Source organism: Nocardiopsis sp. CNS-639 (assembly GCF_000381685.1).
GTDB lineage: Bacteria > Actinomycetota > Actinomycetes > Streptosporangiales > Streptosporangiaceae > Nocardiopsis > Nocardiopsis dassonvillei.
The window spans coordinates 160,592-173,624 of sequence record NZ_KB906867.1 but is presented as its reverse complement, the minus strand read 5'-3'; the positions used below and the strand labels follow the sequence as shown (position 1 = coordinate 173,624).

Annotated in this window: 12 protein-coding genes; 2 read left to right on the top strand and 10 right to left on the bottom strand. The window is 70.5% G+C overall.

Annotated elements, in window-relative coordinates; genetic code table 11:
* Positions 1 to 35: 35 nt before the first annotated feature.
* The 10 genes from G011_RS0120815 to ectA form a co-directional block, all read right to left on the bottom strand.
* Positions 36 to 1,037 (bottom strand): NUDIX hydrolase, encoded by a 1,002-nt coding sequence (locus tag G011_RS0120815; RefSeq protein ID WP_019610160.1) that lies wholly within the window; start codon positions 1,035 to 1,037, stop codon positions 36 to 38.
* Positions 1,034 to 3,145 carry an RNA degradosome polyphosphate kinase gene (locus G011_RS0120810; RefSeq protein ID WP_081643003.1) on the bottom strand — a complete coding sequence of 704 codons (2,112 nt, stop codon included), beginning with the start codon at positions 3,143 to 3,145 and terminating at the stop codon, positions 1,034 to 1,036. Before G011_RS0120810 ends, G011_RS0120815 begins: the two co-directional genes overlap by 4 nt.
* 164 nt (positions 3,146 to 3,309) lie before the next feature.
* A complete protein-coding gene (locus tag G011_RS0120805) occupies positions 3,310 to 4,242 on the bottom strand; it encodes a CPBP family intramembrane glutamic endopeptidase (protein WP_013156206.1) in 933 nt (310 codons plus the stop codon).
* Between the two features lie 163 nt (positions 4,243 to 4,405).
* Positions 4,406 to 5,242: an ectoine/hydroxyectoine ABC transporter ATP-binding protein EhuA gene (gene ehuA / locus G011_RS0120800; RefSeq protein ID WP_019610157.1), complete on the bottom strand. Its 837-nt coding sequence runs from the start codon at positions 5,240 to 5,242 to the stop codon at positions 4,406 to 4,408.
* A complete protein-coding gene (gene ehuD, locus G011_RS0120795; protein ID WP_013156204.1) occupies positions 5,229 to 5,867 on the bottom strand; it encodes an ectoine/hydroxyectoine ABC transporter permease subunit EhuD in 639 nt (212 codons plus the stop codon). Before ehuD ends, ehuA begins: the two co-directional genes overlap by 14 nt.
* Positions 5,867 to 6,595, bottom strand: coding sequence for an ectoine/hydroxyectoine ABC transporter permease subunit EhuC (ehuC, locus tag G011_RS0120790; RefSeq protein ID WP_019610156.1), 729 nt, complete (start codon positions 6,593 to 6,595; stop codon positions 5,867 to 5,869). The genes ehuD and ehuC overlap by 1 nt, the downstream gene beginning before the upstream one ends.
* Before the next feature lie 7 nt (positions 6,596 to 6,602).
* A complete protein-coding gene (gene ehuB, locus G011_RS0120785; RefSeq protein ID WP_019610155.1) occupies positions 6,603 to 7,451 on the bottom strand; it encodes an ectoine/hydroxyectoine ABC transporter substrate-binding protein EhuB in 849 nt (282 codons plus the stop codon).
* Positions 7,452 to 7,943: 492 nt separating this feature from the next.
* Positions 7,944 to 8,339, bottom strand: a complete 396-nt coding sequence (locus G011_RS0120780) for an ectoine synthase (RefSeq protein ID WP_019610154.1) — start codon at positions 8,337 to 8,339, stop codon at positions 7,944 to 7,946.
* Between the two features lie 129 nt (positions 8,340 to 8,468).
* Positions 8,469 to 9,734: a diaminobutyrate--2-oxoglutarate transaminase gene (ectB, locus tag G011_RS0120775; protein ID WP_019610153.1), complete on the bottom strand. Its 1,266-nt coding sequence runs from the start codon at positions 9,732 to 9,734 to the stop codon at positions 8,469 to 8,471.
* An 89-nt stretch (positions 9,735 to 9,823) separates the two neighbouring features.
* Positions 9,824 to 10,321 (bottom strand): diaminobutyrate acetyltransferase, encoded by a 498-nt coding sequence (ectA, locus tag G011_RS0120770; protein WP_019610152.1) that lies wholly within the window; start codon positions 10,319 to 10,321, stop codon positions 9,824 to 9,826.
* A gap of 812 nt (positions 10,322 to 11,133) precedes the next feature.
* Here ectA and G011_RS0120765 point away from each other — a divergent pair.
* Positions 11,134 to 11,403: a WhiB family transcriptional regulator gene (locus G011_RS0120765; protein WP_013156198.1), complete on the top strand. Its 270-nt coding sequence runs from the start codon at positions 11,134 to 11,136 to the stop codon at positions 11,401 to 11,403.
* Between the two features lie 188 nt (positions 11,404 to 11,591).
* The gene (locus tag G011_RS33040; protein ID WP_019610151.1) at positions 11,592 to 12,890 is read left to right on the top strand and encodes a copper resistance protein CopC; all 1,299 of its coding nucleotides are present in this window, start codon (positions 11,592 to 11,594) and stop codon (positions 12,888 to 12,890) included.
* Positions 12,891 to 13,033 lie beyond the last annotated feature (143 nt).

Below are 13,033 nucleotides of genomic sequence, written 5' to 3'. Positions count from 1 at the left end.
GCGGACCGGCCCCGGCCACCCCGCCGGATCCGGGTTCAGGCCCGGACGGCGTGCCGCTCCACCGCCGCGAGCCCTCCGCCCTCCGCGGTGACGTGCACCACCCAGAAGGAGCCCTTGCGCAGCCCCAGCTGCTGGGAGAAGGGCGCGTCCAGCCGCGTGAGCGCCTCGGCCATGAGCTGCGGGACGAGTTCGCCGTGCGTGCACACGACGGTCGGCCTTCCCTCGGCCAGGACGCGCGCGAACGCTTCGCGGGCCTCCTCCACGCCGTACGGGGAGCCGTTGGAGGACGAGCGGATCGTGAACGCCCGCTCGGTGCGCGTGGGCACGTCGTACTCCACCGTGTAGGGCAGCAGCGACTCGGTGCACCGCGCCGCCGCCGACGTCACCACGCGGGGCCGCCCGTAGGCGCTCAGCACCCGGGGCAGGGCCAGGGCGTCGGCACGCCCGGTCCCGTCCAGGGGCCGTAGGAGGTCGTCGTCGGTCCAGGCGCCCTTGTCCCCCGCCGACAGGTGCCGCAGCAGGATGACGGGGAAGGTGGTCGCGGGCCCGGCCAGGAAGTTGTCGACCACCCGCACGTCGTGGTCGTAGGTGAGGCGGTCGCGGGCCTCCTCCACCGGCACCCACTCGACCAGGTCCACCTCCTCGTTGGGCGGGTAGTCGATCCCCGCGGCCGGGTCGGCGGTGGTGGCCGCCCACCACTCCACCTGCTTGGGCCAGCCGTCCTTGAGGTAGCGCTGCGGGGGGAGCCTGCGGCCCAGCACGGGGGTCAGGCCGGTCTCCTCGACCACCTCGCGGACCGCGCCGGTCACGGGGTGCTCGCGGCTCTTGAGCTTGCCCTTGGGGAGGGACCAGTCGGCCCGGTCGGGCCTGCGGACCAGGACGATCTCGGTGCCGCCCGGGCCCTCGCGCCACAGCAGGGCGCCCGCCGCGCGGATGGGTTCGAGGTAGCCGCCGACCGCCGTCTCGCGCAGGGGCCCGGCCCCGTGGGCCCCCTCGACCGATCCCTCCACGTCTCCCCCGTTCTGTACGGTGCTCACCCGCCCTCCACCACGCGCAGGTGGCGGTCGCCGCGCAGGCTGTCCTGGAGGTCGGTGAGCGGTCGTCCGTCGTCGTCGCGGGTGCACCGGGTCCACGTCCCGTCGGGTTCGAGCCTCCAGGACGAGGTGCCGTCGTCCATCGCCAGGTCCATGAGGCGCACCAGCCTGCGGCACTGCTCCGTGTCGGCCACGCGTACCAGGGCCTCGACCCGGCGGTCGAGGTTGCGGGGCATCAGGTCGGCGCTGCCGATCCACACCTGGGGCCGCCAGCCGTTGGCGAAGACGAAGATGCGGGAGTGCTCCAGGAAGCGGCCCAGGATGCTGCGCACCCGGATGTTGTCGGACAGTCCGGGCACCCCGGCGCGCAGGACGCAGCTGCCGCGCACCCACAGGTCGACGCTCACCCCGGCCTGGGAGGCCCGGTACAGGGCGTCGATGATCTCCAGGTCGACCAGGGAGTTGACCTTGATCCGGATGCGGGCGGGCTCGCCCTTGAGGCTGTTGTCGATCTCGACGGCGATCTGTTCGAGCAGGCTCTCGCGCAGGGCGCCGGGCGCCACGAGCAGGCGCTGGTAGTGCTTCTTGCGGGAGAAGCCGGTGAGGCTGTTGAACAGGTCGCTGACGTCCTCGCCCACCTCGGGGTCGGCGCTGAACAGGCCGAGGTCCTCGTACATGCGGGCGGTGCTCGGGTTGTAGTTGCCGGTGCCCACGTGGCAGTAGCGGCGCAGCAGCCCGTCGTCGTCGCGGCGCACGACCATCGACAGCTTGCAGTGGGTCTTGAGGCCGACGACGCCGTAGACGACGTGGCAGCCCGCCTGTTCGAGCTTGCGGGCCCACTGGATGTTGTTCTGCTCGTCGAAGCGGGCCTTGATCTCGACCAGGACCACGACCTCCTTGCCCTCGCGGGCGGCCTCGATGAGGGACTCCACGATGGGCGAGTCGCCGCTGGTGCGGTACAGGGTCTGCTTGATCGCCATGACCTCGGGGTCGGTGGCGGCCAGGGCCAGGAAGCGCTCGGTGGTGGTGGCGAAGGACTCGTAGGGGTGGTGGACGAGGACCTCGCTCTCGCGGACGGCGGCGAAGAGGTCGCCGGAGGTCAGGGCGCGCGGTTCGACGGGGACCATGGGCGGGTAGCGCAGCTCGGGCCGGTCGGTGTCGGCGATCTGGGACAGTCCGGCGAGGTTGAGCGGGCCGGGGACCCGGTAGATCTCCTCCTCCTCGGCGCCCAGCTCCTCGGTGAGTATGGCCAGGGCCTCGTCGCTGATGTCGTGTTCGACCTCCAGGCGCACGAGCGGGCCGAAGCGGCGGCGCAGCAGCTCGTTCTCCAGGGAGGTGACGAGGTCGTCGGTCTCGTCCTCGTCGACCTCCAGGTCGGCGTTGCGGGTGACCCGGAAGGCGTTGTGCTCCAGGATCTGCATGCCCTCGAAGAGCTGGGGCAGGTGGGCGGCGACGATGTCCTCGACGGGGACGAACCGGCCGCCCTCGCGGTCGCCCAGCTCGATGAAGCGGGGCAGGGAGCTGGGGATCTTGACCCGGGCGAACATGCGGCGCCCGTCGTGGGGGTCGCGGACGGCGACCGCGAGGTTGAGCGAGCGGCCGGAGATGTAGGGGAAGGGGTGCGCGGAGTCGACCGCGAAGGGTGTCAGCAGCGGGTAGACCGAGCGCTGGAAGTAGCCGCGCAGGTTCTCGCGCTCGACGGTCTCCAGCTCGTTCCAGCGCACGACGCGGATGCCGACCTCGCGCAGGGCGGGCGCGACGCTGTCATGGAAGCAGGCGGCCTGGCGGAGCATGAGTTCGCGGGTGAACCGGGAGATGCGCCCGAGCAGCGCGCGGGGGTGGTGTCCGCTGGAGGAGGCGACGGACAGGCCGGTGGCCAGGCGGCGTTTGAGCCCGGCCACGCGCACCATGAAGAACTCGTCCAGGTTGCTGGAGAAGATCGCCAGGAACCGCGCGCGTTCCAGGAGGGGGATGTCCTCGTCCTCGGCGAGTTCGAGCACGCGCTGGTTGAAGCGCAGCCACCCCTCCTCCCTGTCCATGAACCTGTCGGCGGGAAGCTCGGGCGTACCGGCGGCGGGCCCCTCGGGTGTTGGCGCTGTTTCCGTGCTCACAGTGGGCAGAATCCCCCTTTTCCATGACCGCAAGGTGACAACCCCGTGAGGGGAAAATGACCGCGACACGACTGGTGTGGTCCCTCTGTAGCCCTATGCCCTTTCCTGCCGCGGTTTCCCCTTCCGACCGCGGGTTTTACCGTTCGTCCGGTGGTCTGGCCCGGTCACATGACGCCGGTCTGGAGATCGGGTGGCATGAGCATCAGGAACATGCCGACGCGCATCACCACCTGGATCCACGTGTTGCGGAAGCACGTCCACAGGTAGCCGTAGAGGAGGCTGGCCGTGGCGTAGGTGAGCAGGGCCAGGCCGGTGTTGTACACCAGGTCGGCCCCCGGCAGCTGGGACACCGCGTCGTAGGGCTGGATGAGGGCGTAGGTGAGGGCGAAGACCACCGAGGTGGTGACGATGCCGCCCCAGCGGCCCATGAGGATCTCCAGGCGGGTCTGCACCATCCCCCGGAAGAAGATCTCCTCGCACACCGCCATGACGGTGAACGCGAGCACGTAGCCCAGCAGTTGGAGGGAGGGCCCCGGCAGCCCCAGGCGCGGGATGAGCAGGTAGCCGATCAGGACCAGCGCGATGGCGATCGGGACCATCCCGAGCCAGCGCCAGGGCTCGGACACCTTCAGCGCGACCGCGGGCATGGCGGTGCCCTTGCCGTCCAGGGTGATGCCGGAGCGGTCCATGACCAGCAACGGCAGGGTGAACAGGAACAGCAAGCGCGAGACCAGGGCCTCGGACATGGCCAGGTCGGCCCCGAACACGGCCTCGTAGGTGGCGAAGACCATCGACAGCAGTGCCATGGACACCACGAAGCCGGCGAGGAACAGTCCCAGCCAGCCCAGTTCCCGGCCGATGGGGTGGCCGTCCATCGCCTGGACGACGCGGCGGTCCAGCTGGTCGCGGGCGCCGAAGCCCCTGACCATGGCCCAGGCCAGGATGCCGCCGATCAGCATCGGGGACCAGGAGATCAGGAAGAGGACCAGGGAGTCGTCGAGGATGTCGGAGCGCAGTACGGGGTGGGCGAGCATCGGCACCGCGACGAACACCAGGGCGGCCAGCACCCCCCAGACGAGCCCCCATCTTCGCACCATAGTCACAAGAGTCCCCCCTGTCTCAGAACTCTCATTCTGCCCAAGGGGAAACTAAAAGCTACTTAATGACTACGGTATGTCGCCACTCGCCTCGACATGTCCCGTCGCGCCGAGGGGCCGCTCCCAAGGAGCGGCCCCGGCGGTACGCGGGTGCGGGGCCCCTTCAGAAACCGTTGTCGAGCACCGAGCGGAGGAAGGACTTGGTGCGCTCCTCCTTGGGGTCGCCGAAGATCTGCTCCGGTGTGCCCTCCTCGGCGATCTGGCCCTGGTCGAACATGAGCACCCGGTGCGAGACGTCGCGCGCGAAGCCCATCTCGTGCGTCACGCACAGCATCGTGATGTCCGTGGTCTCGGCGACCTCGCGCAGCACGTCCAGGACCCCGGCCACCAGCTCCGGGTCCAGGGCCGAGGTGACCTCGTCCAGGAGCAGGATCTCCGGCTGCATGGCCAGCGCGCGGGCGATCGCCACGCGCTGCTGCTGGCCGCCCGAGAGCTGGGTCGGGTGGGCGTCGATCTTGTCGCCGAGCCCGACCAGCTCCAGCAGTTCCTCGGCCTTGGCGTTGGCCTCGCCCTTGGAGGTGCCCAGCACGTGCACGGGCGCCTCGGTGACGTTCTGCCGGACGGTCATGTTCGGGAACAGGTTGAACTGCTGGAACACCATGCCGACACGCTTGCGGCGTGCGCGCAGGTAGGACTCGTTCGCCCGGGTCAGGCCCTGCCCCTTGCGCATGTGGCTGAAGGGCTCGCCGCCCACCCAGATGACGCCCTCGGTGACCTTCTCCAGGGTCATCAGCAGGCGCAGGATGGTGGTCTTGCCCGAACCGCTGGGGCCGATGAGCGTGACCCGCTCGCCGGGGGCGACGGAGAAGTTCAGGTGGTCGAGCACCGTGAGGTCGCCGAAGCGCTTCACCACGTCGTCGAAGACGATCAGGGACTGGTCCCGGGGGCCGCTGCCGACACCCTGGGGTTCTTCGTTCACGGGGGTGTCAGACGGCGGCATAGCGTCGCTCCAGTCGTCGGATGAGGATGGCGGACGGGATACTCACGAGCAGGAACAGGATCCCGACCAGGGTGTAGGCCTCCACGATGCGGAAGTCCGCGCTGCCGACCTGCTGGGCCTCGGTGAGCAGCTCGGGCACGCTGATCGCCAGCAGCAGCGGCGTGTCCTTGAACATGGCGATGAGGTAGTTGCCCAGTGCCGGGATGGTCCTGCGGATCGCCTGCGGCAGCACGATCGCGCCCCAGGTGCGGCTGGCGGGCAGGCTCAGCGCCCGGGCCGCCTCCCACTGCCCCTTGGCCACGCCCTCGATGCCCGAGCGGTAGACCTCGGCGGTGTAGGCCGCGTAGTGCACGCCGATCACGACCACGCCCACGGTCATCGCGGAGATGTCGGCCGGGGTCAGGAGGAAGACGAACACCAGCTGGATGATCAGCGGGGTCGTCCGGATGAACTCCATGACCGCGTGCAGGACGGGGCCGAAGAACGGCGTCCGGCGGGCGATGGCGATCGCCAGGCCCAGGACCAGCGCGATCAGGTAACCGAGCACGGTGATCTGGACGGTCACCCACAGTCCGCCCAGCAGGTCCGGCATGACCTCGAAGGTCCACTCGAAGTCCCAGAACATCACTTAGCCACCCCCGCCTTCGCGTCGACGGCCGGGGGCCGCAGGAGGGACACCAGACCTCCGCCGCCCGGCGCGGCGCGGCCCAGCTTGCGGTTGGCGCGGCGTTCGAGCAGTCGCATGCCGAGGATGAGCACCTGCGCGATCAGGTAGTAGAGGACGAAGGCGCCGATGAAGGCGATCACCGTCTCACCCGTGGCCTGGCGCATGTTCTGCGCCACGGCCGTCAGGTCGGCCACACCGATGAGGTAGGACACCGCGGTGGCCTTCATCAGCTCGATGTTGAGGTTGCCGAACGTGGGCAGCATCTGGGCCCAGGCCTGGGGCAGCACGACCAGGCGCGTCCGCTGGAACCAGGAGAGGTTCAGCGCGATGGTGGCCTCGACCTGCGGCCTGGGCACGGCGTTGATGGACGAGCGCACGACCTCGGCCCCGTAGGCGCCCAGGTTGAGCCCCACGGCGAGGATCGCGGCGAAGTTGTCGGCCAGCTGGTAACCGGTCAGCTGGGGCAGGGCGAACGCCATCCAGAACATCAGCACCAGGGCGGCGATGCCCCGGAACACCTCCACGTAGACCGTGGCGACGGCCCGGGGGAGCCAGTGGCGGATCGTCCCCATGATCCCGAAGACCATGGCGAGGACGAAGGCCAGCGCGATGCCTCCGAGGGTGAGCTGGATGGTGACCCACGCGCCCTCGGCGTAGAGCGGTAGCCGCTGGATCAGGAAGTCCACTGCGGGTTCATCCCTCGCAGAGTTCGGCGGTGGTCGTGTCGTCGGGCAGGTCGGCCTCGGTGAAGCCCCACTCCTCGCCCAGTTCCAGGAGGCGTCCGCTCTCCTTGAATTCGGCGATCACCCGGTTGACCTCCTCCAGGAGCTGGGTGTCCTGCTGGCGGAAGCACAGCCCGCCCCAGCCCTTCTCCTCCCGGCCGTCGATCTCGGGGAAGAAGGGCTCGGTGACCTCGAAGGGGCCGCCCCGGTCCTGGAGGAGGTAGGTGTGGGACACGCTGAGCATGGACATCGCGTCCACGCGCCCGGCCTCCAGCAGCTCGTAGCCCGCGGTCTGGTTGGGGATGAGCTCCATCTGGCTCTCGGGGACCTCGAAGTACTCGGCGTAGGTCTGCTCGACCGAGCCGTTGAGGACCGCGAGCACGAGGTCGGGGTTGTCCACGAAGTCCGTGAAGTGCTGGATGTTCTCCGGGTTGCCCTCCGCGACCATGAAGGCCTCGGGGGAGGTCGCGGTGGGTTCGCTGAAGGCGACCTGGCCGCAGCGCTCGGGGGTGATGAACATGCCCGCGGCGATGACGTCGAAGCGGTTCGCGTTCAGGCCGGGGATCAGTCCGTCCCAGTTCACCGAGGAGGCCTGGATCTCGGGGACGCCCAGCTCCTCGAAGACCGCCTTGGCCACGGCGGGGGACTGACCGGCCGGGTTGCCGGAGTCGTCGACGAAGCCGAAGGGGATCTCGTTGGCGAGGCCGACGGCCACGAAGCCCTGCTCGCGCAGCCGGTCCAGGGTCGAGGCGCCCTCCTCCCCCTCTCCCCCGCCGTCGACGCGGGTGCAGGCGGCCAGCCCGAGGGTGGCCAGTCCCACTCCTCCCAGGCGGAGTGCGTCACGGCGTCCCCAGGCTCCTCTGCGTACGGCGGGTACCTGCTTCTTCACGACTGCTCCTCGAAAGACTCGCGGGAGCGGCGCCCTCGCCTGGCTGGACGACAGCGCCGCGCATTCGGATCGGAATGCCTGGTGTGGGCGGTGCGCGGCACCGGGCCGCGGCTGGGGCCGCCGCCCGGGACAGGGTGCGGCGGCACAAGTACGGGGGTCTCCCTCCCCGGGCAGGACCGGCAGTAACGAGACCCGATTAGTCCGTTATGCACTGGTTATTCACGTGCACTCTCGGGGTGACCCGGCCTTTGACCTGCTCAGGGCGGGTTACCTGCTGATCGTGACTTTGGGTCCGATTGTCCGTCACCCTGGGGCGTCGCCCGCGCGACACTCCGGGGACACTCCGATGTCGCCTTCCGCGAACGCGAACGGGCGGGGCCGACCGGCCCCGCCCGCGTGGTCCGACAGTCCTGGGATCAGGCCTCAGACGTCTTCCTCGACGACGAGGGGGTAGACGCCGTTCTCGTCGTGCACCTCACGACCGGTGACGGGCGGGTTGAACACGCACAGCACGCGGAAGTCCGTCTTGGGGCGGACGGTGTGCCTCTCGTGGCCGTCGAGCAGGTAGAGGGTGCCCGGGGTGATGATGTGCTTCTCCCCGGTCTCCTCGTTGGTCAGCTCGGCCTCGCCCTCGATGCAGTGCACGAGCTCGACGTGGTTGGCGTACCAGAAGGTCGACTCGGTGCCCGCGTACAGGACGGTCTCGTGGAAGGAGAAGCCGACCTTGTCCTTGGCCAGGACGATCCGGCGGCTGCGCCAGTTCTCCGTCTTGATGTCGGCGTCGGTGTCGTTGACCTCGTCCATGCTGCGAACGATCACTGTGCTCCCCCTCTACGCGCTCTCGGCGCTCCTGTGGTGGTACGGCACACGGGGAGGGGCCGGACGACGTCCCGAGGGTCGCCGCCCGGCCCCGCACCGTGTGGTGTGGAAATCCCCCTGTGGGAGTCCCTAGGCGGGCTGGGCCGCCTTGACCGCGGCGCGGGCCGCGTCAGCCATGATGTCAAGACCGGCCGTGAGTTCCTCCTCGCTCGCCGTGAGCGGCGGCAGGAGTTTGGCCACCTCGTCCTCGGGGCCGGAGGTCTCCAGGAGCAGGCCCCGGTCGAAGGACTCGGCGGCGACCTTCTTGGCGATGCCGGTCTGCTCGAAGGCCAGGCCCCGGGCCAGGCCGCGACCGCGCACGTGCGCGCCGAACTCGGCGTGCTCGGCGGCCATCTCGGCCAGGCGGGCGGCGACCATGTCGCCCTTGGCCTTGACGGAGTCGGAGAAGGCCGAGTCGCTCCAGTAGCGGCGCAGGGCCTCGACGGCGGTCACCATGGCCGGGTTGAACCCGCGGAAGGTGCCGTTGTGCTCACCCGGCTCCCACACGTCCAGCTCGCGCTTGAACAGGGTGAGGGCCATGGGCAGACCGTAGCCGCTGATGGACTTGGACAGCGTGACGATGTCCGGGGTGATCCCGGCCTCCTCGAAGCTGAAGAAGTCGCCGGTGCGGCCGCAGCCCATCTGGATGTCGTCGACGATCATGAGGATCTCGTACTCGCGGCACAGGTCCGAGAGCTCGCGCAGCCACTGGGCGCTGGCGGCGTTGATGCCGCCCTCGCCCTGGACCGTCTCGACGATGACGGCCGCGGGCTTGTCCAGGCCGCTGCCGCTGTCGTCCAGCAGGCTGCGCAGCCACAGGAAGTCCGGCGTCTTGCCGTCCAGGTAGTTGTCGAACGGCATCGTGGCGACGTGACCCAGCGGCACGCCCGCGCCGCCGCGCTTCATCGAGTTGCCGGTGACGGCCAGGGCGCCCAGGGTCATGCCGTGGAAGCCGTTGGTGAAGTTGACGATGGTCTCGCGACCGGTGTACTTGCGGGCCAGCTTGAGCGCGGCCTCGACCGCGTTGTTGCCCGCGGGCCCGGGGAACTGGACCTTGTAGTCGAGGCCCCGGGGTTTGAGGATGATCTCCTCGAAGGTCTTCAGGAACTCGCGTTTGGCCACGCTGTAGGCGTCGAGGCTGTGCACGATCTTGTCGTCGGTCAGGTACTCGATGAGCGAGGTCTTCAGCTCGGGGTTGTTGTGCCCGTAGTTGAGCGACCCCGCCCCCGCGAAGAAGTCGAGGTAGGGCTTGCCGTCCTCGGAGTAGACGTGGCTACCGACGGCCCGGTCGAACACGACCGGCCAGTTCCGGCAGTATCCGCGGACTTCGGACTCCAGGCGCTGGAAGGTCTCCATCGTGTGTTCCTCGGTTCCTTTATCCCAGGTTCGTGGGCTCATGGCTTGGGCGACGGGGTGGGTCGAACGGGTCCGGTGCGGACGGTCGGTCATGCTCCGGGCCCGGCTCCGAGAGGTCCGATGCGTACGAGGTCCTCGGGGTCGTGGGGGGTGTCCTCCTGAGGGAAGTGTTCCCCGGTGAAGAGCGGACTCCACACCGCCTCGGCGCCCCGGTCCCGGGCGAACGAGGCGAACAGGGCGCGGGAGGCGGTGTTGTCGGCGGTGACGGTCGCTTCGAGGTAGCGCAGGCCGCGGTCGGTGATCCGGTCGCCGACGAAGTCGAGCATCCGGCGGGCCAGCCCCTGTCCGCGGTACGCGGAGTCGACGGCGACCTGCCAGAGGAAGTAGGTGTCGGGGTCGTCGGGCCGCACGTAGCCGGTGACGTAGGCCGCGACACGGCCCTCGTCGTCGCGGGCGACGACGCTGGTCGTGGCGAAGTCCCGGCACCAGAGCGCGTAGGCGTACGGGGAGTTGGCGTCCATGCCGTTCTCCCGCGCCAGCCGCCACATGTGCGGTCCGTCCTCCGGGGACGGGTGCGACAGGCGCACGCCTCCACGGCCCGCGGCACCTGGATTTTCCGAGGCCGTGGCCCCGGTGTCAGTCCGGTCGCGTGCTTGGAGGTTCGTTCGTAGATGTGGCACGTCGATCGAATTTAGCGAACGAATGTCAATGACATTTCGTGGAGGCCGCTCGCGGATGTTTGGGCAGACCGCCCACGGGTATGGCCTGTCCATTTAGCGGTGCCCCAAAGCTCTGACCTGGACTTTCGGGGGACGTCCGGGAGCGGACGGGACACACGCTCACGCCCCGCCCAACAGGGGGTTCGGCGCCGCGGCCGTGTGGAGCGGGCTCGGGGCTCCGCCGGGGAGGGCGGTCGCCGGTGCTCGGGGGACCGACAACCGTCAGGGTCAAACATAGATCCTCGCGGAGCAATATTAAGCGTGCGTTAAGTCACATCAATTCGGTGGAAAGCTCGCGACATAACGCCACTTGAGGGCTCCGCGCCCGCGCCACACGGTACGCCGGAAGGGGCTCCCGGCACACCCGAAACGCCGACACGCGCGAGGACGCGGCCTTTGGCGCGGCCGCGTGGGGGCAGGGGGAGGGTCGGGCCCCCGCCCCCACCCGGAGCGCACCCGCGGGCGGGGCGGCCCGCACCCCGGAGGCGCCCTTGAGATTTCCGGTCTTTTCGCGCAGACTCCGTGTAGTACTACGTTGGGTCGTACTACAATTGGTCGCATCGCCGCGCCGCAGTTCCCGGGTCGATCACCCGTGGGCGGTGGGGCGGAGAACCCCCCTGACCCGGCCGTGGTGACACGGCACCGGGACAGGGACCACCAGCCACGGATCGGAGGCGCCCGTGAACCGCCTGTACCACGAGAGCGAGGACTGGGTCCTGCAGGGCAACTGCCGCTCGCAGGATCCGGAGATCTTCTTTCCGGTGAGCAGCACCGGGATCGGGCGCGCCGACACCGAGCAGGCCATCGCCGTCTGCCGCAGCTGTACTGTTCGCCAAGAGTGCCTGCGGTGGGCCCTGCGGGCGGGAGAGGCTCACGGAGTCTGGGGTGGGACCACCCCCGAGGAGCGCCGCTACATGCGCCGCGAACTCGTCCCCGCCGGTCGTCACTGACGAGGGCGACGGGGACCGCCGGAGGGCGTCGGCCCGCCCGGCGGTCCAGCCCCTCGTTCCCTCCCCGGTCCGGCCCCGCCTCGTCCGCGGCCCGAGCGGCCGCGCCCCGCGCCGGTCCGCCCGCGCCGCGCGTCCGCTGCCCCCAGGGGATCTTGCGACCCTCCGGGGCACGGCCTAGGTTCTTTCTCGTGCGACCCGCTCACGGCACACTCCGCCTCCTGCGCACGGCCCTTCTGGCCGCTGCGTGCACGGGGCTTGCCTGGGGCGGGCACAACCTGTGGGCCGCGGCGCCCGCCTCCCTCGGAGGGCTGGCCGCGGCGACCGCGGTCCTGTTCCCCCTGCTGTGGTACTTCACCCGCACGATGCGCGGGTTCGGCGACATCTTCGCCGTCATGGCCTGCGTGCAGATCCTCCTGCACCTGGTGTTCCAGGGTTCGGGCGAACCCGTCCCCGGCGTCCTCGACACCGGCGCCGACCACACCGGGCACGGCCTGCTCACCCACACCCTCGGCCTCGCGCCCGGCATGCTGTTCGCGCACCTGTGGGCGGCCCTGCTGGCGTCGGCGCTGCTCGCCCACGGCGAGGCGGCCCTGTGGTTCCTGACCGCCCTGTTCACCCGGGCCCTACCGCCGCTGCGTGTGCCCGGCATCGCGTTCAGCGCCCGCGTACCGGTCTCCTGCGCCGCCTCCCGTACCGCTCCCCCGCCCGTCGCGCTCCCGGCGCACGGCCCGCGCGGACCTCCCCTCCCCCGGGGCGTCCTTCCACGACGCCCCCGCGCGCACGCCGGAACGTACCGAGAACTGAGGGAAGACATGACCACCACCCGCACCCCCGACACCGCGGCCCCCGCACGCGCGCTTCCGCGCGCGGCCGCCGCCGTACTCGCCCCCCTCGCCGCGGCCGCCCTGGCCCTGGCCCCCTCGCCCGCGCTGGCGCACGACGTCCTGACCGGGTCCAACCCGGAGGACGGGGCCACCCTGGACACCGTGCCCGAGGAGGTCGTGCTGAGCTTCAACAACTCGCCGATGGAGGGCGGCAGCGGCAGCGCCGTCGTCGTCACGGGGCCGGACGAGGAGACCACCTACGAGGAGGGGGACCTGACCTTCGACGGCACGGACGTGTCGGTGGGTCTGGCCCCGCTGGACCAGGCCGGTGAGTACACCATCGGGTTCCGCGTGGTCTCCTCCGACGGCCACCCGATCCAGGACACCCTGACGTTCTCGGTGACCGAGGAGGCCGTCGCCGCGGCGGCGCCGGAGCCCGAGGAGAGCGAGACCGAGCAGGAGCCCGCCGGGGAGACGGCGCAGGAGCAGGCGCCCTCCGACGAGGCGAACGCGGACGAGGCCGCGGCAGAGGAGGAGTCGGGCGGCGTGTCACCGGTGGCGCTGGCGGTCGTGGCCGTCGTCGCGGTCGCCGGCATCGCCGCGGTCGTGCTCGTGGCCGTGCGCATGCGCAGGCGCCCGGGCGGGGACGCCGGGCAGAAGTAGTACCGGAAGGCCGAGGGGCCCGTACGCGCCTCCCCGCGGGGAGGGCGTGCGGGCCCCTCGTCGTGTTCGGTGCCCGGTCCGCCCGCCCTGCGACGGGGAGGGCGGACACGGGGGCGTCGGCGGCGTCCGCTCGCGCGGGGGCC